Source organism: Ornithinimicrobium jinqii (assembly GCF_045032595.1).
GTDB lineage: Bacteria > Actinomycetota > Actinomycetes > Actinomycetales > Dermatophilaceae > Ornithinicoccus.
In genome coordinates this window covers 20355-45416 of record NZ_JBJFZS010000011.1, presented here as the reverse complement: position 1 = coordinate 45416, position 25062 = coordinate 20355, and the positions used below count along the sequence as shown (strand labels likewise).

22 protein-coding genes and 1 tRNA gene are annotated in these 25062 nt (G+C 73.9%); 12 read left to right on the top strand and 11 right to left on the bottom strand.

The features are described 5' to 3' along the window. Window positions 1-83 precede the first annotated feature (83 nt). Genes ACI3ET_RS04675 through ACI3ET_RS04665 form a run of 3 tightly spaced genes read left to right on the top strand, consistent with a single transcriptional unit; the run spans window position 84 to window position 3724 of the window. Window positions 84-803, top strand: coding sequence for a methyltransferase domain-containing protein (locus ACI3ET_RS04675; protein WP_405031801.1), 720 nt, complete (start codon window positions 84-86; stop codon window positions 801-803). A gap of 43 nt (window positions 804-846) precedes the next feature. Further along, window positions 847-2433, top strand: coding sequence for an FAD-dependent oxidoreductase (locus ACI3ET_RS04670; protein ID WP_405031800.1), 1587 nt, complete (start codon window positions 847-849; stop codon window positions 2431-2433). Window positions 2434-2440: 7 nt separating this feature from the next. Beyond that, window positions 2441-3724, top strand: coding sequence for a cytochrome P450 (locus ACI3ET_RS04665; protein ID WP_405031798.1), 1284 nt, complete (start codon window positions 2441-2443; stop codon window positions 3722-3724). On the opposite strand, the gene idi is transcribed toward ACI3ET_RS04665, so the two are convergent. From idi to ACI3ET_RS04635, 6 genes are read right to left on the bottom strand one after another with little or no spacing between them, the layout of a single operon-like run. Continuing rightward, window positions 3660-5342 (bottom strand): isopentenyl-diphosphate Delta-isomerase, encoded by a 1683-nt coding sequence (gene idi / locus ACI3ET_RS04660; protein WP_405031797.1) that lies wholly within the window; start codon window positions 5340-5342, stop codon window positions 3660-3662. The genes ACI3ET_RS04665 and idi overlap by 65 nt on opposite strands. A gap of 54 nt (window positions 5343-5396) precedes the next feature. Next, window positions 5397-6692, bottom strand: a complete 1296-nt coding sequence (locus tag ACI3ET_RS04655; protein ID WP_405031796.1) for a glycosyltransferase — start codon at window positions 6690-6692, stop codon at window positions 5397-5399. Beyond that, window positions 6689-7936, bottom strand: coding sequence for a glycosyltransferase (locus ACI3ET_RS04650; protein ID WP_405031795.1), 1248 nt, complete (start codon window positions 7934-7936; stop codon window positions 6689-6691). Before ACI3ET_RS04650 ends, ACI3ET_RS04655 begins: the two co-directional genes overlap by 4 nt. Then, the gene (locus ACI3ET_RS04645) at window positions 7933-8874 is read right to left on the bottom strand and encodes an exodeoxyribonuclease III (protein ID WP_405031794.1); all 942 of its coding nucleotides are present in this window, start codon (window positions 8872-8874) and stop codon (window positions 7933-7935) included. Before ACI3ET_RS04645 ends, ACI3ET_RS04650 begins: the two co-directional genes overlap by 4 nt. Before the next feature lie 17 nt (window positions 8875-8891). After that, complete coding sequence (locus tag ACI3ET_RS04640) at window positions 8892-9257, bottom strand: hypothetical protein (RefSeq protein ID WP_405031793.1); 366 nt, start codon at window positions 9255-9257, stop codon at window positions 8892-8894. 58 nt (window positions 9258-9315) lie between these two features. Next, window positions 9316-9708: a DUF2237 family protein gene (locus tag ACI3ET_RS04635; RefSeq protein ID WP_405031792.1), complete on the bottom strand. Its 393-nt coding sequence runs from the start codon at window positions 9706-9708 to the stop codon at window positions 9316-9318. Window positions 9709-9760: 52 nt separating this feature from the next. Between ACI3ET_RS04635 and ACI3ET_RS04630 the strand changes: the two genes are divergently transcribed. Continuing rightward, a complete protein-coding gene (locus ACI3ET_RS04630; protein ID WP_405031791.1) occupies window positions 9761-10114 on the top strand; it encodes a GNAT family N-acetyltransferase in 354 nt (117 codons plus the stop codon). On the opposite strand, the gene ACI3ET_RS04625 is transcribed toward ACI3ET_RS04630, so the two are convergent. Next, the gene (locus tag ACI3ET_RS04625) at window positions 10111-11646 is read right to left on the bottom strand and encodes a dihydrolipoyl dehydrogenase family protein (protein WP_405031923.1); all 1536 of its coding nucleotides are present in this window, start codon (window positions 11644-11646) and stop codon (window positions 10111-10113) included. The two genes, ACI3ET_RS04630 and ACI3ET_RS04625, sit on opposite strands and share 4 nt — an antisense overlap. Window positions 11647-11837: 191 nt before the next feature. Here ACI3ET_RS04625 and ACI3ET_RS04620 point away from each other — a divergent pair, with 191 nt between their 5' ends. Next, the gene (locus ACI3ET_RS04620) at window positions 11838-12965 is read left to right on the top strand and encodes an alpha/beta fold hydrolase (RefSeq protein ID WP_405031790.1); all 1128 of its coding nucleotides are present in this window, start codon (window positions 11838-11840) and stop codon (window positions 12963-12965) included. A gap of 40 nt (window positions 12966-13005) precedes the next feature. Here ACI3ET_RS04620 and ACI3ET_RS04615 read toward each other — a convergent pair whose 3' ends face one another. From ACI3ET_RS04615 to mgrA, 3 genes are all read right to left on the bottom strand, one after another. Continuing rightward, entirely contained in the window at window positions 13006-13653 is a 648-nt protein-coding gene (locus ACI3ET_RS04615; RefSeq protein ID WP_405031789.1) for a cobalamin B12-binding domain-containing protein, read from the bottom strand. A 67-nt stretch (window positions 13654-13720) separates the two neighbouring features. Further along, window positions 13721-15238: an MFS transporter gene (locus tag ACI3ET_RS04610; protein WP_405031788.1), complete on the bottom strand. Its 1518-nt coding sequence runs from the start codon at window positions 15236-15238 to the stop codon at window positions 13721-13723. Between the two features lie 85 nt (window positions 15239-15323). After that, entirely contained in the window at window positions 15324-16355 is a 1032-nt protein-coding gene (gene mgrA / locus ACI3ET_RS04605; protein WP_405031787.1) for an L-glyceraldehyde 3-phosphate reductase, read from the bottom strand. A gap of 78 nt (window positions 16356-16433) precedes the next feature. Between mgrA and ACI3ET_RS04600 the strand changes: the two genes are divergently transcribed. Then, window positions 16434-16997, top strand: coding sequence for a hypothetical protein (locus ACI3ET_RS04600; RefSeq protein ID WP_405031785.1), 564 nt, complete (start codon window positions 16434-16436; stop codon window positions 16995-16997). On the opposite strand, the gene ACI3ET_RS04595 is transcribed toward ACI3ET_RS04600, so the two are convergent. Next, a tRNA-Leu gene (locus tag ACI3ET_RS04595) sits at window positions 16979-17062 on the bottom strand. The genes ACI3ET_RS04600 and ACI3ET_RS04595 overlap by 19 nt on opposite strands. Window positions 17063-17231: 169 nt before the next feature. Here ACI3ET_RS04595 and ACI3ET_RS04590 point away from each other — a divergent pair. Genes ACI3ET_RS04590 through pknB form a run of 6 tightly spaced genes read left to right on the top strand, consistent with a single transcriptional unit; the run spans window position 17232 to window position 25055 of the window. Continuing rightward, a complete protein-coding gene (locus tag ACI3ET_RS04590; protein ID WP_405031784.1) occupies window positions 17232-18155 on the top strand; it encodes an FhaA domain-containing protein in 924 nt (307 codons plus the stop codon). After that, complete coding sequence (locus ACI3ET_RS04585; protein WP_405031783.1) at window positions 18156-18623, top strand: FHA domain-containing protein FhaB/FipA; 468 nt, start codon at window positions 18156-18158, stop codon at window positions 18621-18623. A 3-nt stretch (window positions 18624-18626) separates the two neighbouring features. Then, complete coding sequence (locus ACI3ET_RS04580; RefSeq protein ID WP_405031782.1) at window positions 18627-20162, top strand: PP2C family protein-serine/threonine phosphatase; 1536 nt, start codon at window positions 18627-18629, stop codon at window positions 20160-20162. Then, window positions 20153-21544 carry an FtsW/RodA/SpoVE family cell cycle protein gene (locus tag ACI3ET_RS04575; protein WP_405031922.1) on the top strand — a complete coding sequence of 464 codons (1392 nt, stop codon included), beginning with the start codon at window positions 20153-20155 and terminating at the stop codon, window positions 21542-21544. Before ACI3ET_RS04580 ends, ACI3ET_RS04575 begins: the two co-directional genes overlap by 10 nt. After that, entirely contained in the window at window positions 21541-22998 is a 1458-nt protein-coding gene (locus ACI3ET_RS04570; protein WP_405031781.1) for a peptidoglycan D,D-transpeptidase FtsI family protein, read from the top strand. Before ACI3ET_RS04575 ends, ACI3ET_RS04570 begins: the two co-directional genes overlap by 4 nt. After that, window positions 22995-25055: a Stk1 family PASTA domain-containing Ser/Thr kinase gene (gene pknB / locus ACI3ET_RS04565; protein ID WP_405031780.1), complete on the top strand. Its 2061-nt coding sequence runs from the start codon at window positions 22995-22997 to the stop codon at window positions 25053-25055. Before ACI3ET_RS04570 ends, pknB begins: the two co-directional genes overlap by 4 nt. Window positions 25056-25062: the final 7 nt, after the last annotated feature.

The window sequence follows — 25062 nt, the reverse complement described above, 5'->3', positions numbered from 1 at the left end:
GCTGGGCCCGGGAGGTGTCAGGAGCCGGTCGGACCTGCCCCCGCCCCCGACTAGGCTGGCGGGGTCCACAGAGAGGAGCCGGTATGCAGCTCGCCGAGCAGTTCGACCGTGCCGCCGACCGTTACGACCTGCTGACCCGGCTCAACCCCGGCTACCACCGTGCGCTGCGGAGGGCGGCGGACGCGTTGGTCGGACGGCTTCACGGAGCCGCCTCCCCCCTCACCCTGTGGGACCTCGGGTGCGGCTCGGGTCTGTCGACCGACGCTGTCCTGGCGGCCGCCGGTCCGGACACCCGCGTGATCGGCCTGGACGCCTCGGCGGGGATGCTCGCCCAGGCCCGGGCCAAGAGCTGGCCGCCCGGCGTGAGCTTCGTGCAGGCCCTCGCCCAGGACCTGCCAGAGGTGGCCGCGCGCGAGCTGGACGGGCCGGCCGACGGCGCCTTCGCGGCATACCTGCTCCGCAACGTCCCGGAGCACCAGCGCGACGAGGTCGTGGCGGCCGTCCGGGACCAGGTGCGGCCGGGCGGGTGGGTCGCCCTGCAGGACTACCACGTCAAGGGTGACCGCGTCGCGAGCGCCGTGTGGACCGTCGTCTGCTGGGGGGTCGTCACGCCGCTGGCGTTCGTGGTGCGCGGGAACCCGGCGATCTACCGCTACCTGTGGCGCAGCGTGCTCGACAACGACAGCACCGCGCAGCTGACCGCCCGGCTCGAGCACGCCGGGTTCACCGACCTCGCGTGGAGCACCGCCGGCGGCTGGCAGCGCGGGATCCTGCACACCGTGCTCGCCCGCCGCCCTTCCTGAGCACCACCCGCAGCCCACCCCGAGCCCGACCCCGAGGAGCATCATGACCCGTCCTCCCGTCCCCGGCAGGGACCGGAACGCCGTCCTCCATCCCGCCCCCGAGGGCGCCCCGCAGCTGCCTGCGGACCGGCCGCGCCACGTCGTGGTCGTCGGCGGCGGCATCGCGGGGCTCGCCGCGGCTGCGGTCCTGGCCGAGCGCGGTGCCCGCGTCACCCTCGTCGAGGCCTGCGAGCAGCTGGGCGGCCGGGTCCGCGCCTGGCCGACGGACGACGGGCGCACGATGAGTCGCGGCTTCCACGCGTTCTTCCGGCAGTACTACACGCTCCGCGCCCTCCTGCGCCGCGCCGACCCCCGGCTGGACCACCTCGTCCCGGTGCCGGACTACCCGCTGCGCCGCGGCGACGGCCTGACCGACAGCTTCGCCAAGCTCCCGGCCACCCCGCCGGCCAACCTCATCACGTTCGTGCTGCGCAGCCCCACGTTCCCGGTCCGCGCGCTGCCCTCGGTCCACATCCCGAGCGCGCTCGAGCTGGTCAACGTCTCCTACCCGGCCAGCCACGAGCGCTACGACGGCGAGTCGGCGCAGGCCTTCCTCGACCGCCTCCGCTTCCCGGACGGCGCCCGGCACCTCGCGCTGGAGGTGTTCGCGCGGTCCTTCTTCGCCCACCCCACGGAGTTCGGCGCCGGCGAGCTGGTGGGGATGTTCCACACCTACTTCACCGGGTCGTCCGAGGGACTGCTCTTCGACGTGCCGGACGACGACTACGACACCGCGCTCTGGGCGCCGCTGGGCCGCTACCTCGCCGGCCAGGGCGTCGAGGTCCACACCGGCGTCCGCGTCGAGCAGGTGGAGGCCGGTGACACGTGGACCGTGCGCACCGACGCAGGCACCCTCACCGCCGACGCGGTCGTGCTGGCCACCGACCCCCGCGCCACCCGGGCACTGGTCGCCGACCTGCCCCTCGACGACGCCGACCCCGTGCGCGCCCTCGCCCAGCAGGCCTGGCACGCCCGGGCCGCGGCCGGCCGCAACGCCCCGCCCTTCGTCGTGCTGCGGGTCTGGCTCGACGGCCCGGTCAACCCCTCGCGCGAGGCCTTCCTGGGCACGAGCGGCTACGACCTGCTCGACAACGTCACCGTCCTGGAGCGCTTCGAGCAGGGCGCCGCGGACTGGACGGGCGAGCACGGCGGCTCGGTCGTGGAGCTGCACGGGTATGCCGTGGACCCGCACCGCGACCCGGACGTCGCCGGGGACGGGCGCGGCGGGCTCGACGAGCAGCGGGTGCGCGCCCGTCTGCTCGCCTCGCTGGAGGAGGTCTTCCCCGAGACGGCCGGGCTGGACGTCGTCCACGAGGAGCTGCTCGTCGAGGACGACTGCGGACTGGTCGGCACCGGTGCCTGGCGCGACCGGCTGACCGTCGACACGCCGTACCCCGGCCTGGCCCTGGCCGGCGACGGCCTGCGGGTGGACTGGCCGATCGCGCTCATGGAGCGGGCGGCGGTGACCGGCGTGCTCGCGGCGAACCACCTGCTGCAGGGGTGGGGCGTGCGCGGCGAGGACGTGTGGACCGTGCCTCTCGAGGGGCTGCTGCGGCGCCGGCCGAAGGTGCCCAAGGTCCTGCGCCGGTGAGCACCCGATGAGTCCCGTGCGACGTCGGGCCGTCAAGCCCGAGGAGGCGAGCACGCCGCGGGTCGAGCACGAGGGTCACGTCTGGCGCGTGCGCTCGCTCGTCGCAGCGCGGCAGGTGCTGCGCGCGCGGGACGCGACGACCCAGGCCGGGTTCACCGCCGAGGCGATCCCGCAGGGCTACCTCGACCACCACCCGATCCTCGTCTCCGACGGACCGCAGCACGACGACCAGCGGCGCAAGGTCGCCAGGTTCTTCGCACCGACGGTCGTCGCCGAGCGCTACACCGACCTCATGGAGGAGTGTGCCGACCGGCTGCTCGACGAGGCGACCGCGCGGGGTGGCTGCGTGCTCGACGAGCTGGCCCTGCTCTACACCGTGGAGGTGACGGCGGAGGTCGTCGGGCTCACCGAGTCGTCCGTGCCGCGGATGGCGCGGCGTCTGGTGTCGTTCTTCAACCAGCCGCCGTTCGACATCACCCAGGACGACCTGGGCCGCACGCCGCGGCAGTGGGCGAGCGCGGCCGTCAACGGGCTGCTCCCGGTCGCCAGGTTCTACGTCGCGGACGTCCGACCGGCCCTGCGCTCGCGCCGGAAGGAGCGCCGGCACGACGTGATCAGCCACCTGCTGGACGAGGGCTACTCGACGACCGGCGTGCTCGTGGAGTGCGTCACCTACGGCACCGCGGGGATGGTGACCACGCGCGAGTTCATCGTGATGGCCGCCTGGCACCTGCTGCAGCACGACGCGCTCCGCGAGCGCTACCTCGTCGCGGAGCAGGAGGAACGGTTCGCGATCCTGCACGAGATCATCCGCCTCGAGCCGGTCGTCGGGCACTTCTACCGGCGGGTGCACCAACCGGTCGAGATCACCGACGGCGAGGCGTCGTGGACCGTCGAGCCGGGCGAGCTCGTCGACGTGTGCGTGCGCTCGGCCAACGCTGACCCGCAGGTCGTGGGCGAGGACCCGCTGGACCTGTGCCCCGGTCGCACGCTGCCGCCGGGGGTGAGCGCCGCCGGGCTGTCGTTCGGCGACGGCGCGCACAAGTGCCCTGGCCAGCCCCTGGCCATCCTCGAGTCGGACGTGCTGCTCCGACGGCTGCTCGCGCGCGGTCCCCGGCTCGTCGCCGAGCCCGAGCTGGGCTGGGACCACCTCATCGAGGGCTACTGGCTGAGGGGTATGAGGCTCGCGCTCGGGAGCGAGGAGGGGGGACCGGCCGCCGGTCGGCTCAGGAGTCTCGCCACGCGATCGTCCGCGCGGTGGCACGCAGCCCGGCGGCGCCCTCGGGCGTGAGCGGGGCCCCGGTCAGCACGGCGTCGGCGGAGGCCAGCTCCTCGGCGATGCGGTCCTCCAGCTCCTGACGGATCCCGGCCTCGACGAGCGCCTCCTGCAGCAGCGGCACGTCGTCGACCCGCGCCTCGGGCGTGCCGACCCGGTCCATCGCGTCCGCAGCCGTACCGGTGAGCCGCTCGGTGCCGAGCACCCAGATGAGCGTGGTCTTGCCCTCGCGCAGGTCGTCCCCGGACGGCTTGCCGGTGACGGCGTGGTCGCCCCAGACGCCGAGCACGTCGTCACGCCAGGCGAACGCCCGGCCCAGGTGCCACCCGTAGCGGGCGAGCGCCTTGCGTTGCTCCTGCGACGCGCACGCGGCGAGGGCCCCCAGCTGCAGCGGACGCTCGATCGTGTAGGACCCCGACTTCAGGGCGGCGACCGCCTCGGCGTGGGCCAGGTCGGAGCGTCGCGCGGCGGCCCCGGTGAGGTCGGCGCGCTGGCCGACGATGAGCTCGAGGTTGAGCTGGAACCAGTAGTCGCGCATCTCGCTGGGCAGCGGGTGGACCATCCGGTCCGCCTCGCAGTGGGCGAGGTCGCCGAGCAGCACGGCGATGTTCTCGCCGAAGCGCTCCGGCACCCCGTGCCCGCCCGCGCGCCGGTGGGCGTCCGCCGCGACGACGTGCGCCGAGGGCCGGCCCCGCCGCTCGGCCGACTGGTCCATGACGTCGTCGTGCACGAGCGCGAAGAGGTGGAGGGTCTCCAGCGCGGCCGCCGCCCGGACGACGTGGGCGTGGCCGCGGGTGCCCACCACCCCGCCGGAGGCGACGAAGCCCCAGTGGCACATCTGCGGGCGGATCCGCTTGCCGCCGCCGGAGAGCAGCCGGTGCAGCCAGGTGGGCAGGTCGCCGACCTCGGCACCGAGCACGTCCGGTCCGCCGGCCGGGGCGAGGGTGCCCCAGACCTGCTCCACCCACGAGGACTCCTCGCGCAGCAGCGCGTCGACCCGTTCGAGGGTCGGGGTGGCGGTCGTCGCGTGGTCGTCGGCGATGCTCCCGTCGTCGCCGCGCGGCTGCGCCGGGAGCGGGGTGTGCAGCGGCAGCTGCGGCCGCTCGCCGTCGAGCTGGGGCACCTGCAGCACCGACCACGGGCTGTAGACCTCCGGCGTCGCGCGCATCGCCGTCACCAGGTCGGACCAGGCCACCCAGGCGTACTGGCACACCTCGTCGGGGTCCGGGCGCAGCTCACCGACGACACGGCCGACGAGGACCGGGCACAGCTCGTGCTCCACGATGCCGCTGGCGTCGACCGCGCGGTAGCTGAAGTCCGGCAGCACCAGCTGCAGGTCGTCCACCTGGATCCCCAGCTCCTCGCCGAGACGCCGGCGGACGGCCGTGCTGAGCTGCTCGCCGGGACGCGGGTGGCCGCAGCAGGCGTTGGTCCACACCCCGGGCCAGGTGGTCTTGTCGAGGGCACGCCGGGTGATGAGCACGCGCCCGCGGTCGTCGAAGAGGTAGAGCGAGAAGGCCTTGTGCAGCGGCGTGTCGGTGCCGTGCACCTGCAGCCGCGGCGCGGTCCCCACCTCCGTGCCGTCCTTCTCGACCAGCACGACCAGGTCCTGGTCGATGTCCGTCACACTCACCGAGCTTCGTCCTCTTCCTCGACGACGTCCCGGGCGGATGCCCGGGACTCGATGCTATCCGCTCCCCGGCTCCCGCCCGCTCAGCAGCCGCGCCACGAGCGCGGCCCCGTCGCGGCCGGGGTCGCGGGTCGCGAGCGAGTCGGCGATCCGCCGGGCACCCGCCCGGTATGCCGCGCCCTCCACCCGCTCCAGCGCGCGGCGGAGCTGGCGCTGGCTCGGGAGCGCGGCACCCAGGTGGATCCCGGCCCCGGCCCACTCGACCCGGCGGCCGATGTCCGCCTTCTCCTCGGTGCGCCCGACCTGCAGGACCGGCACGCCGTGGGCGAGCGCGAGCAGCACCCCGGTCCAGCCGCCGTTGGTGACGAAGACCCCGGCGTGCGGCAGGACCCGCTCGTAGGGGACGAACGACTCGACGGCGATGCCCGCACCGCCCGCACCGTCTCCCACCAGACCGGGGCCGCCCAGCGCTCCCGGGTCTCCGGACCCCGTCGTGAGCACGCCGGGGCGGCCGGCCGCCCGCAGCGCCTCCAGGGTCGGGCGCAGCACCTCCCCGGGGTCCCCGCGCAGCGTCCCCTGGGTCGCGAGCACCACGTCCCCGCCGTGCTCCTCCACGACGGACGACCACCAGGACGGCGGCTGCCAGTCGGTCGCGACCGGCGGCCGGAGCGCGCCGACGAAGTGCACGTGGTCGGGCAGGTCGGCGCGCGGATACTCCAGCTCGGGCGCGCCGCAGTGCAGGTGGAGCACCGGCGAGAGGCACGCCTCGAGCACCGGCACGTCGCGGCGCGGAAGCCCGAGCTCGGCACGGAGCGCGGCGTACCGGCGCTGCGCCTCGCGCATGACGACCCGCCGGCTCGCGAGCTGCACGACGTGGTTGCGCCAGACCCACGGCGCGGGTGTGCGGTAGGGCAGCCCCGCGCCGAACGGCGGCGTGCGCGCGTCCGGGAAGTGCAGCGGGCCGTCCCCGAAGCTCACCCACGGCAGGCCCCGCTGCTCGGCGGCGAGGGCTGCGGCATACCCCAGCGAGTCGGTGAGCACGACGTCGGGGCGGACCTGGTCGAGGATCTCCCGGGTCGCCGCGACGCGGGTCGAGGTGTCCTCGAGCAGCCAGGCGTAGCGGGCCGAGACGTCGCGGACGCGGCCGCCGGGGGGGACGAAGGGGACGACCGGCCCGGTGTCCCAGAGGGTCGCCGCGGGGGCGGGGCCGGCCGTGGCCCCGCCGTCGTGCCCTGCCCACGTGCTCGCGACGCCCCAGTGCACCTCGGCCCCGTGCGCGGCGAGGCCCTCGAGGAAGGGCGCGGCGTTGAGCGTGTGCGCATAGATCGGGCTGCTCAGCGCCAGGACTCTCACCGGGTCATTGTCCCCGTCATCGTGTCCACCAGGCGCACGGTCGTGCGCAGCCCGTCCTCGCGCCCCATCACCGCGGCCGCGGCCCGTGCCCGCTCGGCGTAGCCGGGGTCGTCCAGGACCCGCGCCAGCCGTGCGGTCAGCGGCCCGTCGGCCGCGCGCACCCACGGCAGCGGTGCGGGACCCAGGCCCGCCCGGTGCACCTGGCGCGCGTAGTGCGCCTGGTCGCCCAGGTGCGGCAGCACGACCTGCGGCACGCCGGCGGAGGTCACCGCGTGCGTCGTGCCGGAGCCGCCGTGGTGGGCCACGGCCGCGACCCGCGGCAGGAGGGAACGGTGGTCGACGTCCCCGACGACGTAGGAGCTCCCGCGCGGACCGGGTCTGGCCCCCGCGACCTGGACGACGGCGGGACGCCCGAGCGAGCGGGCGACGCCGGCCAGCCGGTCGGCCTGCCGGTCGGGCCACGTGGTCGGCATGCTCCCGAGGGCGAGCAGGACCGCGCCGGGATGGCCGTCCAGGTGGGCGGTGAGGTCCGTCGGCAGCGGCCGCACCGGCGCCGGGTCGACCCACCAGCCCACGCGGTGCAGGTCGGGGGCGGCGTCCGGGTGCAGGGCGGCGCTCGTCGCCAGGACCGGGGGGTATGCCGTCGCGAGGTGCCGTCCCGGTCGCTGGCTCGGCCGGCCCACCTCAGCGGTCAGCGCCTCGGCGAGCGCGCTGGAGAGCCCGGTCGTCATCCGCCACAGCATCCGCTGCCGGTAGTCCTCGACCGCACCGGGCAGCCGGTCGGCCACCGGGTGGGACCAGGCTGACGTGCCGTAGGGGTCGGGCAGCAGGGGCGCCATCAGCACGAGCCGGGCCGGGACGCCGCGGGCGGTCAGCAGGGGCACCAGCCGGGCGGTCGGAAGCCCGGAGATCACCACGTCGGCCTCGGTCAGCAGGGGGGCGAGGCCCCGGGCGAGCTCGGGTGCGTGGGTGGAGAGGGCGAGGCGCAGCTGGAGGTACATGAGGCCGGGGTTGAGGTGCGCCGCCCGACGGACCATCGGTCGCGGCGACCACATCGCGTGGTCGGCGGTCGGACCGACGACCACCGCCCGCACCCCGGCCCGCTCGAGGCGGGGGGCGCCGTCCGCGAGGACCGCCGCGGTGACGTCATACCCCTGGGCGCGCAGCGTCTGCCCGAGCCGCGCGAAGGGCTCGACGTCCCCGCGCGTCCCCAGCGCGAGGAGGAGCACCCGTGGGCCGCTCACCGCGTCACGCCTGTCCCGTGCGGCACGTCGTAGTCGACGACGACGGGGGCGTGGTCGCTCAGCCGCACCCCGCGGTGGTCGCGGTCGACGACGGCTGTGCGGGCGGTGCGCGCCAGCCGCGGCGTGGCCAGGTGGTAGTCGATGCGCCAGCCCGCGTCGCGCGCGTAGGCCTGGCCCAGCCACGACCACCAGGAGTAGGGGCCGTCGGTGTCCGGGTGCAGGGAGCGGACGACGTCGACGAGGGTGCGCGGCGAGAGCTTGGCGTCGATCCAGTCGCGCTCCTCCGGGAGGAAGCCCTCGGCCCGCTGGTTGCGGCGCCAGCCGGCCACGTCGTGGCGGGTGTGGGCGAGGTTGAGGTCGCCCAAGAGGAGGAACTCGCGGCCGCGCCGGGCGGCGGCGCGCCGGGTGCGGGAGAGCTGCCGGGCGAAGGCGTCCAGAAAGCGCATCTTGCGCTCGTAGCGTGCGCCTCCGTCGGGCTCGCCGCGCATCCGGCCCGCGACCTGGAGGTCCGCGGGCAGCCCGCCCTTGGGCAGGTACAGGCTCGCGACGGTGATCGGCGCCTCGGCCAGGTCGACCTCGACGTAGCGACCCTCGCGCGCGTGCGCGCCCAGCCCCCGCGCCAGCGGCACGTCGTCCGGCGCCGCCTCGGTGTGCAGGTGGTCCTCGTCGGGCGCCCGGACCAGGACGTCCGCGTCCCAGGTGCGCACGGCCACGGGTCGGTGCCGGGTGAGGACGGCGACGCCGTTGCGGCCCGCGACCTGCCCCGGCTCGTAGACGACGTGGTAGTCGCCGAAGGCCCCGTCCGGCAGCGCATCCAGTGGGCAGCGGACCTCCTGCAGCGCCACGACCTCGCACCCCCGCGTGGCGAGCCAGTCGTCGAGACCGCGCCGGTGGGCGGCCCGGACACCGTTGACGTTGAGGGAGGCGATGCGCAGCACCCCGAGAGGGTATGCCGTCAGGCCGGGCCTTCCAGCACGTCACGGTCGGCAGGGATCGCGTCGGGGTCGTCGCCGCCGAGCATGTCGACCTCCCCGGCCTCGGCGCGCGCCTCCGCACCCGACTCTGGCGCACCGTAGGCCGTGCCCTGCTCCGGCTCCTCCTGACGGATCCGCTGGTCGATCGTCTCCTCGGCCTCGGCGTCGATCTCGAGCATCTCGGCGCCCATCGGGCGCTGCTCCGGGGGGCTCCACGGCACGTCGTCGACGGACTCGGGCTGGTCGAGGTCGACCTCGGCGCGCGCCCGCTGCTCGGGATCGAGGTCCAGGTCCTGGATGTCCTCGTGGTAGGTGATCGGCTGGGAGTCGTCGCGGTGGTCGCTCATGGCGTCCACCGTGCCCCGGGTGGTCCCGGCGGGCAACCCGAGACGTCTGACCGGGAGCTCAGCCGAGGAGCCCGGACGCGTCGTCCGGCACGTCCACGGCATGCCTGCGCAGCAGCTCGAGGGGGACCACCCCCAGGACAGCCTCGCTCGTGCCGGCGAGGAGGACCGGCGCGGCGTGCCCGGCCTGGGCCGACTGGGCCCACCGCACGGCGACCACGCACCACCGGTCGCCGGGCCGCAACCCCGGGAAGTGCCACTCGGGGCGTGGGGTGATCAGGTCGTTGCCGAGCTCACGCTGGTGCTCGAGGAACTCCTGGGTGACGACGGCGCAGACACCGTGGTTGCCGACGTCATCGGGCGTCACCTCGCAACGGCCCGAGCGGGTGAAGCCGGTGACGGGGTCGGTGCCGCACTCCTGGAGCTCGCCGCCGAGGACGTTGCGCAGGGTCATGGGTCGATCATGGCAAAGGACGGGCGAGCGGGTGCGGTGGCAGGCTGGCGGCATGAAGGACGACGACACCACCGAGGCCGGCACCCCCCGCGTCGACAAGCGGACCGGTCCTGATCGCTTCGAGATCGAGGTGGACGGGAAGGTGGCCGGCTTCACGCAGTTCGTCGACCACGACGGGAGCCGGGTCTTCTTCCACACCGAGGTGTCGCCGGAGTTCGGTGGCCAGGGGCTCGCCGGGACCCTCGTGCGGCGCGCTCTCGACGAGACCCGCGCCGAGGAGCTGCGGGTCGTGGCCGTCTGCCCGTACGTCAAGAAGTACGTGGAGACCCACCACGACTGGGCCGACCTCGTCGACCGGCCCACGCGCGAGACGCTCAGAGCGATCCCGCGCGGCCAGCGGCGCTAGCGGTTCGGTGGTTCGCGCAGCTCGTGCGGCTGGCGCAGCTCGCGCGGCAGCTCCTCGAGCATCCGCAGCCACAGCTCGCTGGCCGTCGGATAGCTCGGGACGGCGTGGCGGAGCACGTGCACAGGCACGCGACCCACGATCGCGACCGTGGCAGCGTGGACGAGCTCGGCCACCGCCGGACCGACGAACGTCGCACCCAGGACCAGGCCGCTGGCTGCGTCGACCACCAGGCGGGCGCCCCCGACGGGCTTGTCGCGCAGCAGCGCCGCACCCGTCACGGCGTCGACCGGCACCTCCGAGACGACGACGTCGTGGCCGGCCTCGCGCGCGGCACGCTCGGTCCGCCCCACGGTCGCGACCTGGGGGTCGGTGAAGACGACCTGGGGGACGGGCACGTCGTCTGGCAGGCCGGGAACCGGGGCGGACGCCGCGGGTCCGGGCGTGCCAGGGTCGGTGTCGGACGTCGCGCTCGCCGCGATCCCCGCGCCGACCACCCGAGCGCGGTACTTCCCCCAGTGCGTCAGCGGTGCCTCCCCGCTGGCGTCGCCGACGACGTGCAGCCAGGAGGGGAGGTCGACGCCGTCGAGCAGCTGTTCCGGCGACAGGCCGACGGCGCCCAGACCGACGTCGTCGAGGTTGGGCCGGCGACCGGTCGCGACGAGGAGCTCGTCGGCCACGAGCTCCTCCCCGTCCGAGGTGATCAGGGTCACCGGACCCCCGTGCACCCGGCCCAGTCCGGTGTCCTCGGCCTCCGGACGATCACAGCTCGTCACGGTCGCTCCCAGTCGGACGTCGCACCCGGCCTTCGTCAGGCTCTCGAGCACGGCCGTCGAGGCCAGCTCCTCCTGGCTGGTGAGAAGTCGGTCTTCCCGCACCAGCATGGTGACGCTCGACCCGAGCCCGGCCATCCAGGTCGCAGCCTCGCAGGCGACGACCCCGCCACCGACGATGGTGAGGCGGGCCGGCACCTCCGTCACGCCGGTGGCGTCACGCGACCCCCAGGGGCGGGCATCGGCATACATCGCCGGCACGGTGGGCACGCTGCCCATGGCGAGCACGACCGCGTGCCGGGCGTGCAGCGTCACCCCTCCGTCGCCGCTGTCGACGCGCACGGTGCGTTCTCCGACCAGTCGGCCGTGACCACGCACGACGTCGATACCCTCCGACTCCGCCCACGAGACGTGACCAGCGTCGTCATAGGCGGACACCCACTCGTCGCGACGGGCGAGGACCGCGTCGACGTCCAGGCGGGCGCGGCCGACCCCGCTGACGGACGCCGTGGTCGCCACGACCTCGACCGGCCGGAGCAGCGCCTTGCTCGGGACGCACGCGTAGAAGGAGCACTCGCCCCCGACCAGCTCGCGCTCCACGATGGCGGCGGTGAGCTCCGTGCCCTCGGTGGCGTACTGAGCCACGTTCTCCCCGACCGGCCCTCCGCCGACGACCACGACGTCGTAGGTCTGCTCGTCGCGGGTCTGCTCGTCGCGGGTCTGCTCGGCGTGCGCCTTCACGTCGCCGGTCTTCGCGTCCATCTCCATCGGGCCAGTATGGAGCGCAGACCCCTTGACAGGCGACGCCACCAGGGGGAACCTGACGGGAAAGTATCTGTCGAAACCGTGCCTGCGAACGGTGCACGTGTCGGCGATGCCTATCGATGAAGTCCGTGGGGGCCGCGGGGGTCGGCCTACCTTTCGTGTCGGGGCTGCGCAGGTACCCGTTACCCGTGGCCCGCACTGCTCTGCGCGTGCTCGGGCTCGGCCACCTCGGGATCCGCTACGGCGTCGAGCTGCGCCGGGTCCTCTACGCCACCACGGGCGTCGACGGCGCACGTACCGTCGCCTCCGGCCTCGTGGCCACCCCCCTGGGCGTCCAGCCGCACGCGGTGGTGTCCTACCAGCACGCCACGCAGGGGCACCGGGTCAACGTCCCGTCCGCGCCGCACAAGCTCGAGGGGATCCTGGTCTCGCTCGTGTTCGCCGGGGCCGGCTACGTGCTGGCCGCACCCGACTACCACGGCCTGGGCAGCTCGCCCGGCACCCACCCCTACCTGCACGCACCGACCGAGGCGGCCAGCGTGGCCGACCTGCTCGGCATCCTGCCGCAGGTCCTGGACGACGAGGTCCCGCGCCAGACGGTCCTGCTGGGCTTCTCGCAGGGCGGGCACGCGTCCCTGGCCGCGCTGCAGGCGCTCGGGTCGCGCGCGGACGTGGACGTCGTGGCGGCGGCGTCGGTCGCGGGCGTGCACCGTCTCCTCGAGAGCGCAGGGCCGCACACCCTGTCGGGCGTCTCGGCGCACCACACGACCTACCTCGCCTACCTCGCGGCCTCCTTCGCGCGCGCCTACGACCAGCCGCTGGCCTCGATCGTCCACGAGCGCTGGGCCCGGCGGCTGCCGACGATGTGGGACGGCTCGCACGGGCTGATGGAGATCGAGCACGCCCTGCCCCGCGACCCGTCGCTGCTGCTGACCCGGGAGACCGTCGAGGACCTCAGCGGCGCCGGCACCGGGTGGTTCGCCAGGAGGCTGGCGGAGAACAGCGTCGGTGACGGGCCGACGAAGGCACCCGTGCGCTTCTTCGTCGGGAGTCAGGACCTCGACACACCCCAGGACGACTCGCGTCGCACCGCCGACCTGCTCCGGGGCCACGGCGGTGCTGCCGAGGTCGTCGACGTCGGGCCGGTCGACCACCGGGGCACGGCGTTCGCCGCCGTGGGCCTGGCCCGGCAGTGGTTCGACGACGTGGTCGGTGCGTCAACCGCCAGATCGCCCGAGCCGGGACGTCTGCGCTCGCTGGCGCGCGCGGTCCACGTCCTGGAACCACTGACGCACCCGCGCCCGGTCGGCCCCTGACGGTCCGGCGGGCCGAGCCCGTGCGGACACGCTGGGCAGGTCAGCCGGTGCTGGCCGGCTCGGCCGGTGGGAGCAGCTCCTTGAGGCGGTCGGCCGCGAGGACGACGTCCGCCGGAAGGACGACGCCGGACAGCTCGGCCCCGGCGACCTCGGCGGCACGACCGCCCAGTGCCAGCGTGGTCTCGCCCGCGATGAGGTCGAGGACGACGCTGCTGGCTCGCAACCGAGCGGGGCTGTCCGCGGAGACGACGACCACCTCGGGGTGGTGCAGCCGCATGGTGCGGAGCAGGTCGTGCAGCGGCGTGCTCGCCCCGAAGAAGCGGACCCGCCAGCCTCGCTCCCGCAGCAGCACACCGAAGGCCAGCAGCGGCAGGTCGTGCAGCTCGCGCGGGGGGCAGGCGAGCCACACCTGGGGCCCGTCACCGACGCGCAGGGAGCTGCCCAGCCCGCCGAGATACGCCCGCACCAGCTGCGTGGCCAGGTGCTCCTGCGCCACCGACACCTCAGCACGCTCCCAGCCCAGCCCCACCTCCCGCATCACCGGCAGCAGCAGGTCCCGGACCACGGCGGTCACCCCGCGCCGGTCGCGCTCACCGTCCAGCAGCTCCACGACCCGGTCCTCGTCGAAGGCGACGAGTGCCGCCAGCAGGTCGGCGCGCAGATCCGCGCGGACGTCAGAGCGGGGCATCCGGCGATCCTGGCACGCAAGGCTGGGTGCTGCCGCCCGGACCGGAGCCCCGGAGTCCCGCATCTCGTCAGCGTCGGACCGGATGATCCCCCTCGGGCAGGGTCAGCGCCGCCGCCGCCGAGGCCGGACCGACGGCCTGTCCGGGCGTCGCGCTGACGGCACCGCCCGGGTCCCCGTCCTCCTCGCCCACGTCCTCGTTGACCGCCTCCCCCTCGCCCCGGTGACCCTCCTCGACCGGCCCCCTCCCACCCGGCGGCGGCGCCGCCTCCGCGTAGGTCCGGCTCAGCGTGCGGAACGCCGGCGAGGCCAGGGCGGCGAGCGCGGCCAGCACCATCACCAGGCCCGCCACCAGGAAGATGATGGCGATGCCGCGAGACACCGGCGTCCCGACACCCACCCACGGCTCGAGCGCCTGCTGTCCCTCCGCGGTCCGGGCGAACGGGATGATCCACCGGTCCGCGACCGGCGCGATGATGAAGGCGGTCAGCGGCGCGGCGGCCACCTCCACCGCCATCGCGAGGCCGAACACCCTTCCCTGCCGCTCGAGCGGGACGACCCTCTGGATCACGGTCTGCTCGGCCGCCTCGATCACGGGGACGAGGCACATGTAGGCGAAGATGCCGACGGCGTAGAGCCACCACAGCTCGCGCACCGTGAACATCGCACCGAGGAACCCCATGGCCATCACCCCCAGCAGCAGGGTGCGCATCGGGTTGGCGCCGAGCCCCACGCGGGCGACCACGATCCCGCCGACGATGAAGCCGGTGGAGGTGACCCCGAGCACGAGACCCCAGACCTCGACCGAGAACATCTCCAGGCCGTAGGGGTCCATCAGCGCCATGAACGCGCCGCCCACGAGGTTGTTGAAGGTCGCGAAGACGATGAGCGCCAGGAGCCCGCTCGAGGCGCGGATCACCGCGATCGACCCGGCCAGGTCGATGCGGCCGTGGCCACCGCTGCCGGCACCGGTGGCCACCGGCTCCTGCGGCATCCGCAGGACGGCCAGGTGGACGAGACCCGCCGCGACCACGACGAGCGCGAGGGCGAGCGTCCACCCCATACCCAGGAACCCGATGGACAGTCCCGACAGCACGCTGGTCGTCATGAAGGCGATGCCCTGCGCGGTGCCGACCAACCCGTTGGCCTTGTCGCGGCGGTCGTCCGGCACGAGGATCGTCACGCAGGTCGACAGCGCGATGTTGCGCATGTGCTCCACGACCGAGCCGATCAGCACCAGCCCGCCGAAGAGCCAGAACCACGGGGAGAGCAGGTCGGTCATCTGCTCCTGGGGCACCGAGGAGTAGACGAGGCCGGCGACCGCGAACAGCACGAGGGTGACGGTCGTCGAGAACCGCATCACCTGCAGCTTGCGGTGGTGGTCGACGATCGATCCGAACAGGATGCTGCTCATCGACACCAGCAGCATGTAGGAGCCGCCGATGAGGCCGGTCGCCAGCACCGACCGGGTCTCCAGGTAGGCCCAGAACGTCAGGGCGAACCACGCGAAGCTCGTGGTCAGGCCGGCGACGGCGGTGTTGACCAGCAGGTGGTGGAACGTGCGGTCCCCGTCGGAGGAGGTGCTCATAGGAGAGTCTGACTCCTCCGGGAGCCCCGACGCATCGGTTTCCCGACGATTCATCTGCCGAGACTGCCCCGGCCGGCGGGCCCGGCTACCCGACGCGCGCGCCCTGCCACAGGTCGATGCCGGAGTCGACGGCGTGCTGGTCGATCGCGGCGAGCTCCTCCTCGTCGAAGGTCACGCGGTCCAGCGCACCCAGGTTCTGCTCCAGCTGCTCGGGGCTGCTCGCGCCGATGAGCACCGAGGACATCCGCTCGTCGCGCAGCGCCCAGGAGAGCGCGAGCTGCGCGAGGGACTGGCCGCGGCGCTGGGCGAGGTCGTTCAGCCCTCGCAGGTGGGTGACCGCCTCCTCGGTGATGAGGCCGGGCGACAGGCTCTTGCCCTGGGTGGCCCGGGACCCCTCCGGTATGCCGTGCAGGTAGCGGTCGGTGAGCATCCCCTGGGCAAGGGGGGAGAAGGCGATGCACCCGGCCCCCACCTCCTCGAGGGTGTCGAGCAGGTGGTCCTGCTCGGTCCAGCGGTTGAGCATCGAGTAGGACGGCTGGTGGATGAGCAGCGGCGTGCCGAGGTCGGCGAGGAGCTGTGCCGCCAGCCGCGTGTCCTCGGCCGAGTAGCTGGAGATGCCGACGTAGAGCGCCTTGCCCGACCGGACGATCGCGTCGAGGGCGCCCATCGTCTCCTCCAGCGGCGTCTCCGGGTCAGGCCGGTGGTGGTAGAAGATGTCGACGTAGTCCAGTCCCAGGCGGCGCAGCGACTGGTCGAGGCTGGCGACGAGGTACTTGCGCGAGCCGCCGACCTGTCCGTACGGACCGGGCCACATGTCCCAGCCGGCCTTGCTGGAGATGACCAGCTCGTCGCGCAGCCCGGCGAAGCTGCGGCGCAGGTGGCGGCCCATGCTCTCCTCGGCCGCGCCGAACGGGGGGCCGTAGTTGTTGGCCAGGTCGAGGTGCGTGATGCCCAGGTCGAAGGCCCGGCGCAGCACCTGCTCCTGGCGCTCGAACGGCACGTCGTCACCGAAGTTGTGCCACAGGCCCAGGCTGATCGCGGGCAGCTGCAGCCCGGACCGGCCGACGCGGCGGTAGGTCATGGAGTCGTAGCGGGTCGGGTCGGGCTGGTACGTCATGCCTCCATCCTCGCGCATGTCCGCCATACCCGAGGGTTGTGCCGTCCCGCCACGGCCTGAGAAGCGCTACGGTCGGCCATGCGCATCGGAGCCGTCCTGCTCACCATGACCGTCGGCCTGGGGGTCTCGGCCTGCATCGCTCCGAGCGGTTTCGAGACCGTGGGGCGCACGGGGGTGACGTCGGTCGACGGTGAGCTGGCGATCGTGTGGGACAGCTGCGGCGAGGACGAGGTCCGCTCCGTCGAGCTGCACCAGGACCGGGAGGGCCTGGCCGACGACGAGGAGAACCCACGCGTCGGCGAGTGGGAGCTGGGGGACCGCGACCGGGAGCAGAAGCTGCTCGTCCTCGCGGCGACGGACGATCCTCCGCAGCTGGACCCCGCCCGGGGCTACGTCGCGCAGGCGGTGCCTGCGGGGACGTCGAGAACCTCCCGGGGGTCCACTTCACCCCTGCCCGGGTGGCGGCGCTGGGTCCGGACGAGGTGCTCGTCGGCGCGGTCGACGGCAGTGTCGTCGGGACGTGGGACGACCTCGCCGACTGCTGAGCCGGCGGCCGGGGGGCCCGCGGCCAGCACGAAGCCCCCGGGCCCTGAGGCTCCGGGGGCTTCCATGTGCATCGCTCGTGCGCGAGGGGGGAGTTGAACCCCCACGCCCTTTCGGGCACACGGACCTGAACCGTGCGCGTCTGCCTATTCCGCCACTCGCGCGAGTGCCGGGCAAGATTAGCACGCACCCGGACCAGCCTCGAAATGCTGCCGGGGACGCACCACCGCGCCCCCTCGCGCCGCGTTGGTCCAGCCCGTGCCCAGAACGGGCAAGTACGATCACACGGGCACACGTGTCCGGCAGACGACAGCACCGAACGAAGGAGAGGCCGTGGGAGTCTTCGACAAGCTCGAGCGCGGGCTCGAGCGCGCGGTCAAGCAACCCTTCGCGCGGGTCTTCAAGGCAGAGGTCCAGCCGGTCGAGATCGCCTCCGCGATGCGCGGCGCGATGGACGACCGGGCCGCCGTGCTGGGCCCGGGCCGCACGATGGTGCCCAACGTCTTCACGATCGAGCTGGCCGAGTCCGACTACGAGCGGCTCTCCTCCTACTCCACCGCCCTCACCGACGAGCTGGTCGCGGCGGCGGAGGACCACGCGGACGCGCAGCGGTATGTCGCGCCCGGCCCGTTCGCGGTCCGCCTCGTCTCCGGCGCCGACCTCGAGACCGGCATCTTCCGGGTCCGGCCGGCGGCCAAGGACGGACGCAGCAGCGCCGGTGCCGCGGGCAGTGCCCGGGAGTACGCCCAGGCCCAGCCACGCACCGACCGCGACCCCGGGGTGCGGCCCGACCCGCGGCCCGACCCGCGGCCCGACGAGGCCCGGGACGCCGCCTACCGGCGGCCCGAGCCGCGCCGACCGGGCGCGCCCGCTTCCGAGCGCGACGTGCGCGAGGAGCCCGGCGAACCGCATACCCGCGCGTTCGCCGCCGAGGCCCCACCTGCACGCGCACGGGGAAACCGAGGCCCGCGCCCGGTCCTGGAGGTCGACGGACGGCCGATGCCGCTGACCGCCGCCGTCACCACGCTGGGGCGCGACGCGGACGTCACCGTCGTGCTGGACGACCCGGGCGTCTCGCGCCGGCACGCCGAGGTGCGGATCACCCACGACGGCCCGCACCTGCAGGTGATCCTGCGCGACCTCGGCTCGACCAACGGCACCTACCTCAACGGGGAGAAGGTGGGTTCGGAGGTCCTGCGCGACGGTGACCGGGTGACGATGGGACGCACTCATCTCACCTTCCGTCTGGAGGGGTAGATGGGTGAGCTGACCCTCAACCTGGTGCGGCTCGGCGTCATCGTGCTGCTCTGGGCCTTCATCTTCTCCGTCGTCGGGACGCTGCGCGGCGACCTCTACGGCACCCGCGTGATGACCCGCAGCGCCGGCCCCGCCCGCAGGCGGGAGTCGCGGGGCGAGCGGAAGCAGCGCAAGCACCAGCCGACCCACCTCGTCGTCACCGAGGGGGGGCTGCGGGGGACCTCCATCCCGCTGCACGAGGGCGGGCTGCTCGTCGGCCGCAACCCCGAGTGCTCGCTGGTCCTCACCGACGACTACGCCTCGGGGCGGCACCTGCGGATCTACCCCGGTGCCGACGCCTGGTACGCCGACGACCTCGGCTCGACCAACGGCACCGTCGTCAACGGCGAGCGCATCGGCACCGGTGCCCGCCTCGACCCGGGTGCCCAGATCCGCATCGGCCAGACCGTCCTCGAGCTGCGTCGCTGACCCATGCCCGTCGCCCTGCGCTACGCCGCCCGCTCCAACGTGGGGCTCGGCAGCAAGTCCCGCAACGAGGACTCGGCCTACGCCGGGCCCGAGCTGCTGGTGCTCTGCGACGGGATGGGCGGGCACGCCGCGGGTGACGTCGCGTCCTCCCTGGTGGTGGGCGAGCTGGTCCACCTCGACGGGGAGTCGCACGGCGCCGACGACCTTCTCGACGTGCTCGAGCAGGCGCTGGAAGAGGCCAACAACCGGCTCGCCGACGTCATGGAGGTCTACCCCGACTCCGACGGGATGGGCACCACCTGCATCGCGATGGTCCGCACCGGGACCAAGCTCGCGGTCGCCAACATCGGGGACTCGCGGGCCTACCTGCTGCGCGGGGGGAGGCTCACGCAGATCACCAAGGACCACTCGTTCGTGCAGAAGCTGCTCGACGAGGGCCGGATCACCAAGGAGGAGTCGCGGCACCACCCGCAGCGCTCCCTCGTCACCCGGGTCTTCACCGGTCGTCCTGAGGACGCACCCGACCTGTCGATGCGCGAGCTGCGTCAGGGCGACCGGATCATGCTGTGCAGCGACGGACTCACCGACTACGTCGCGGAGGAGACGGTCGGCGAGCTGCTGGCGCAGACCGGCCTCACCCCGGGGCAGGTCGCCGACCAGCTGATCCAGATCGCGCTGCGCGGCGCCACCCGGGACAACGTGACGGTGATCGTCGCCGACGCCGTGCACGCCGGCGCCGGCACCACGAAGCCGCAGGTCGTCGGCGCGGCCAGCCAGCGCCGCGGCACCCAGGTCCTCGGACACCTGACCCCGGCCGAGAAGGCCGCTGCGCTGCACCGCGAGGCGCACGGGGTGCCCGCCCTCGGGGCCGGCGAGCCGGTGCTCGCCGAGGAGGGCCCGCGCAGCCCGGTCCTGCGCTGGCTGCGGCGGCTGGCCATCGCCGCCTCCGTGCTCGTCGTCCTCGGTGCCGCGGGGTGGTGGGCGTGGGCGTGGAGCCAGGACCAGTACTACGTCGGCGAGCAGGCCGGCGTGGTCACGATCTTCCGCGGCGTCTCCCAGGACCTCGGCCCGCTGTCGCTGAGCGAGCCCGAGGAGGAGACCGACGTGCGGACCGCCGCGCTGCCCACCTACTACCAGGACCAGGTGCGCCGGACGTTGACGGCCGACGACCGCGCCGGGGCCGACACGATCGTGGCCGAGCTGCGGGCGCTGGCCGAGGCGGGCTGCACCCCGCTCGTCATCCTCCCCGACGGCACGACCACGACCGAGGTGCCCGAAGGAGCGGTCGCGATCACCGTCGACCCCGACAGCCTCACCGCCGTGCCGACGCAGGGCCCCGACACCATCACGACCACCAGCACCGCTACCGTCTTCCCGACGCTCGGCGTGCCGCTCGGGGTCCCGCTGGACGCCGGCGTGGGGCTGGGCGGCACGGGGGCGACTGACGCTGCCACGGGGTCCGCCACGGGCACGGCACGCCCGACCGGTGACGACGCCACCCCCACCGTCCGCGTGGTCTACCCGGAGTCCTGCCCGTGAGCACCGCCGCGAACCCGAGCCCCTCGACGGTCACCAGCCAGCGCCCGCCGCGCGGTCGGGCCGCCGAGCTGCTGCTGACCCTCTTCGCGCTGGCGATCGTGACCCTGGCCTACGCCAACGTCGGGATCGCCACGTCCGGCGCGCTGCCGCCGGACATGTGGTGGCACGTGGGGATCCTGACCGCCCTCGTTCTCGGGCTGCACGTGGTGCTGCGGTGGAGAGCGTCGTATGCCGATCCGCTGCTCCTGCCGCTCGCGACCCTGCTCAACGGGCTGGGTCTGGTGATGATCCACCGCATCGACGTCGGCACCGGGGGCGGTGCGGTCGCCACCCGGCAGCTGTTGTGGACCGGCCTGGCGATCGTCGCGGCCGCCGCGACGCTGGTGGTCGTGCGCGACCACCGCGTGCTGAGGCGCTACACCTTCATCGCGATGGCGCTCGGCTTCGTGCTGCTGCTGCTGCCGATGCTGCCCGTCGTCGGCCAGGAGGTGAACGGCTCCCGCCTGTGGGTGCGGGTCGGCGGGCTGTCGCTTCAGCCGGGCGAGCTAGCCAAGATCGCGCTGACCGTCTTCTTCGCCGGCTACCTCGTCAGCACCCGTGACGCCCTCTCGCTGGTGGGCCGCCGGGTGCTCGGGCTCCAGCTGCCGCGCGCCCGCGACCTGGGCCCGATCCTCGTGGCCTGGGGCCTGTCGGTCATGGTGCTGGTCCTGCAGCGCGACCTCGGCTCCTCGCTCCTCTTCTTCGGGCTCTTCGTCGCGATGCTCTACGTCGCGACCGAGCGGACCAGCTGGATCGTCATCGGGCTGTCCCTCTTCGTCGGCGGAGCGGTGCTCGCCTGGCAGGTCTTCGACCACGTCCAGCGGCGGGTGACGCTGTGGCTCGACCCGTTCGCGCCGGAGCAGTCCGACCAGGTCGCCAAGGGGCTGATGGGGCTGGCGCACGGCGGGATCTTCGGGACCGGTCTGGGCCAGGGGCACCCGTGGATCACCTACTTCGCCAACTCCGACTACATCGTCGCCAGCTTCGGCGAGGAGCTGGGGATGATCGGGCTGTTCGCCCTCCTGACCCTCTACGCCCTCCTCGTCCAGCGCGGGCTGCGCACCGCCATCGGCGCCCGGGAGGGCTTCGGCAAGCTGCTCGCGGCCGGGCTGTCCTTCACGGTCGCCCTGCAGGTCTTCGTCATCGTCGGCGGCATCACCCGCGTCATCCCGCTGACCGGCCTGACGACCCCCTTCCTGTCGGCGGGCGGCTCCTCGCTGCTGGCCAACTGGGTCATCGTCGCGCTGCTGCTGCGGATCAGCGACCACGCCCGCCGGCCGGTCTCCGAGCGTCGCCTGGACCCGACCAAGGACGAGGCGCACCCGCGGGAGGTGACCCGGTGAACACGCCCATCCGTCGACTGGCGCTCGTCGTCCTCGTGCTCTTCACCGCACTGCTGCTGGCCACCACCTGGATCCAGTTCGTCACCGCCGACGACCTGCGCGAGCGGCCAGGCAACCGGCGCACGCTCATCGAGTCCTACGCCCGCGAGCGCGGCGCCATCCTCGTCGACGGCACCGCCGTGGCCCGGTCCGAGGCCGCCGACGGCGACCTGGCGTGGATCCGGATCTACGACCAGGCCACCCGCTACGCCCACGTCACCGGCTACTGGTCCTTCACCTACGGTGCCGGGCTGGGCCTGGAGCGCGCGAGCAACGGGGTGCTCTCCGGCAGCGACGACAGCCTCTTCTACCAGCGGCTCGTCGACGTCGTCACCGGCCGGCCCCCCCAGGGCGCCACGCTGGAGCTGACCATCGACCCGGCCGTCCAGGCCGCGGCGGTGGAGGCGCTGGGCGACCGGCGCGGAGCAGCGGTCGCGCTCGACCCGCGCACCGGCGCGATCCTGGCCATGGTCAGCCGTCCCAGCTTCGACCCCAACGCGCTGTCCAGCCACCAGCTCTCGGCCGTCGACGAGGCCTACGCCGAGCTCAACGCCGACCCTGCCCAGCCGCTCGTCAACCGGGCGATCGCCGGCGACCTCTACCCGCCCGGCTCGACGTACAAGCTCGTGGTCGCTGCGGCCGCCCTGGAGAGCGGCCGCTTCCAGGCGGACTCCGAGCTCGAGGGGGGGCTCACCTACACCCTGCCCGGGACCGAGACGACGCTGCCGAACTTCGGTGGCGCGGCCTGCGACCCGGAGGGCCGCCCGACGCTGGCCCGGTCGGTGCAGGTCTCGTGCAACACCTCCTTCGCCTGGCTGGCCGGCGAGGTCGGCGAGGAGGCGCTCCGTGAGCAGTCCGAGCAGTTCGGCTTCGGCCAGTCGGTCGACGTGCCGATGACGGTCACGCCGTCCACGTACCCCGACGACCCCGACGAGGCCCAGGTCGCCCTCACCGGCATCGGCCAGCACGAGGTCCGGGTGACGCCGCTGCAGGTGGCGATGATCTCGGCAGCCATCGCCAACGACGGGGTGACGATGACGCCATACCTGGTGGACACGGTCCGCAACCGCGACCTGGAGGTCATCGACGCGACCGAGGAGCGCGCCCTCTCGCGAGCCGTCTCCGCGTCCACCGCCAGCGCCCTGACCGAGATGATGGTCTCGGTGGTGGAGGCCGGGTCCGGCGTCAACGCCCGGATCGAGGGTGTTCAGGTCGCGGGCAAGACCGGCACCGCGGAGTATGGCGACACCGGCGGCGCGCACGCATGGTTCACCGGGTTCGCGCCGGCGGACGACCCCCAGATCGCGGTCGCCGTCGTCGTCGAGTCCGCCACCGACAACTGGACCGGGGAGACCGGGGGCCTCGTCGCGGCCCCGGTCGCCCGGGCCATGCTTGAGGCAGGAGTCCAGCCATGACCGACGACCCGACGCAGGGGGTCCCCTCCCCGACCAGCGGTCCCGCAGAACCACGCGTGCTCGGTGGGCGCTACGAGATCGGCGAGCTCGTCGGCCGCGGCGGGATGGCCGACGTCCACGCCGGCCACGACCTCCGCCTCGGCCGGACCGTCGCGATCAAGATCCTGCGCAGCGAGCTGGCGCGCGACTCCTCCTTCCTCGCACGCTTCCGGCGCGAGGCGCAGGCCGCGGCCGGGCTCAACCACCCCTCGATCGTGGGCGTCTTCGACTCCGGCGAGGAGACGACCCTGGAGTACGGCGGGGGCCCGGTCCACGTGCCCTACATCGTCATGGAGTTCGTCGAGGGCAAGACGCTGCGCGAGCTGCTCAACGAGCGCAAGGTCTTCGACCCCGACGAGGCGGCACGGGTGACCGCGTCCGTCCTGTCGGCGCTGGAGTACGCCCACCAGCGTGGGCTCGTGCACCGCGACATCAAGCCCGCCAACGTCATGGTCACCCCCGCCGGCGCGGTCAAGGTCATGGACTTCGGGATCGCCCGCGCCCTGGCCGACACGGCCGCGACGATGACGCAGACGCAGGCGGTCATGGGCACCGCCCGCTACCTCTCCCCGGAGCAGGCCCAGGGCCTCGACGTCGACGGGCGGTCCGACCTCTACTCGGTCGGCTGCCTGCTCTACGAGCTGCTGGCGGGCCGCACGCCCTTCCAGGGCGACCCGGTCGCGCTCGTCTACCAGCACCTGGGTGAGGCGCCCAAGGCGCCGTCCACCCACCTCGCGGTGCTGCCGCAGGCGCTCGACGCGATCACCCTCCACGCGCTGGAGAAGAAGCCTGGCGAGCGCTACCAGACCGCCGGCGACTTCCGCGCCGACCTCAACGCTGCGCGGGCCGACGAGCCCGTGTCCGCGGCGGCGCTGGCCAGCTACAGCGCGGTGCTCGGCGCAGTGGGTGGTGCGGGCGCAGCGGCGATCGCTCGCGCGGAGCGGGCGGGTGCGGAGACGCAGGCCGTCCCGCGGGGCGAGGGGTATGGAGAGGGCAGCGGGGTGCGCGAGCCCGGACCCGTGCCGGGGTTCGACAGGACCGGACCGGTGCACCCGGGCGAGCCGACGGACGACGAGCGGTGGGAGCGCACGGACGAGATGCCGGTGCGCGAGCGGCGGCACCGCGGGGCGGCCCTCCTCCTCGGCGTGCTCGCCCTGCTCGCGGTGGCCGGCGTGGCCTGGGTGCTCTTCCAGGTCCTGGGCCCCGGCGCGGACGACGACCCGGTGATGGTCGCCGTCCCCAGCACCGTCGGGCAGACGGAGGCGCGGGCCCGGACCGAGCTGATCGCCCTGGGCTTCGTCGTGCCGGATGCGACCCCTCGCAGCAGCGACGCCCCCGAGGGCGAGGTCATCGAGCAGGACCCGCCGGGCGGCACCCTCGAGGAGGGCTCCACGGTGGAGCTGTTCGTCTCCTCCGGACCCGAGGCCATCCCCGTTCCCGACGTGAGCGGCATGGAGGAGCAGGCCGCCCGCGACCGGCTGGTGCGGGACGGCTTCACGAACGTCCGGGCAGAGGCGGAGGAGGTCGACGACCCCCTCGTGGAGAAGGGGCTGGTGATCTCGACGGACCCGGCCGCCGACGACGAGGTCGAGCCGGACCGCGAGATCGTCCTGTCGGTCTCCAGCGGCCAGGTCGAGGTGCCCGAGCTGACCGGCAGGAACCAGAACGACGCGGTCGTCCTGCTCAACGAGGTGCGGCTCACCTGGATCATCACCCCCCAGCGGACGGCTGCGGCCGACCCCGGAACCGTGCTCGAGCAGTCGGTCGAGGCCGGTGACAAGGTCGACCAGGGCACCGAGATCGAGCTGCTCGTGGCCACGGAGCCGGTGCAGACCGAGACCCAGACCCAGACCCAGGTCCTGGAGACGACGGTGACGGTCGAGCCGCCGGCACCGGTGCAGCCGACCACACCGGTCGAGCCCACCACACCGGTCGAGCCCACCACACCGGTCGAGCCCACGACGCCCGACCCGGCGCCGACCACCGCGACCCCGACGGACCCGCCGGACGAGGGATGACCGGCCG

What these genes read in the sequence shown, in the direction of transcription:
- ACI3ET_RS04675 (WP_405031801.1), top strand. Translation starts at nt 84, where the DNA reads ATGCAGCTCGCCGAGCAGTTCGACCGTGCCGCCGACCGTTACGACCTG.
- ACI3ET_RS04665 (WP_405031798.1), top strand. Translation starts at nt 2,441, where the DNA reads ATGAGTCCCGTGCGACGTCGGGCCGTCAAGCCCGAGGAGGCGAGCACG.
- ACI3ET_RS04580 (WP_405031782.1), top strand. Translation starts at nt 18,627, where the DNA reads ATGCCCGTCGCCCTGCGCTACGCCGCCCGCTCCAACGTGGGGCTCGGC.
- ACI3ET_RS04610 (WP_405031788.1), bottom strand. Translation starts at nt 15,238, where the DNA reads ATGAGCACCTCCTCCGACGGGGACCGCACGTTCCACCACCTGCTGGTC.
- mgrA (WP_405031787.1), bottom strand. Translation starts at nt 16,355, where the DNA reads ATGACGTACCAGCCCGACCCGACCCGCTACGACTCCATGACCTACCGC.
- ACI3ET_RS04615 (WP_405031789.1), bottom strand. Translation starts at nt 13,653, where the DNA reads ATGCCCCGCTCTGACGTCCGCGCGGATCTGCGCGCCGACCTGCTGGCG.
- ACI3ET_RS04635 (WP_405031792.1), bottom strand. Translation starts at nt 9,708, where the DNA reads ATGACCCTGCGCAACGTCCTCGGCGGCGAGCTCCAGGAGTGCGGCACC.
- ACI3ET_RS04585 (WP_405031783.1), top strand. Translation starts at nt 18,156, where the DNA reads ATGGGTGAGCTGACCCTCAACCTGGTGCGGCTCGGCGTCATCGTGCTG.
- ACI3ET_RS04640 (WP_405031793.1), bottom strand. Translation starts at nt 9,257, where the DNA reads ATGAGCGACCACCGCGACGACTCCCAGCCGATCACCTACCACGAGGAC.
- ACI3ET_RS04670 (WP_405031800.1), top strand. Translation starts at nt 847, where the DNA reads ATGACCCGTCCTCCCGTCCCCGGCAGGGACCGGAACGCCGTCCTCCAT.
- pknB (WP_405031780.1), top strand. Translation starts at nt 22,995, where the DNA reads ATGACCGACGACCCGACGCAGGGGGTCCCCTCCCCGACCAGCGGTCCC.
- ACI3ET_RS04625 (WP_405031923.1), bottom strand. Translation starts at nt 11,646, where the DNA reads ATGGACGCGAAGACCGGCGACGTGAAGGCGCACGCCGAGCAGACCCGC.
- ACI3ET_RS04630 (WP_405031791.1), top strand. Translation starts at nt 9,761, where the DNA reads ATGAAGGACGACGACACCACCGAGGCCGGCACCCCCCGCGTCGACAAG.
- ACI3ET_RS04600 (WP_405031785.1), top strand. Translation starts at nt 16,434, where the DNA reads ATGCGCATCGGAGCCGTCCTGCTCACCATGACCGTCGGCCTGGGGGTC.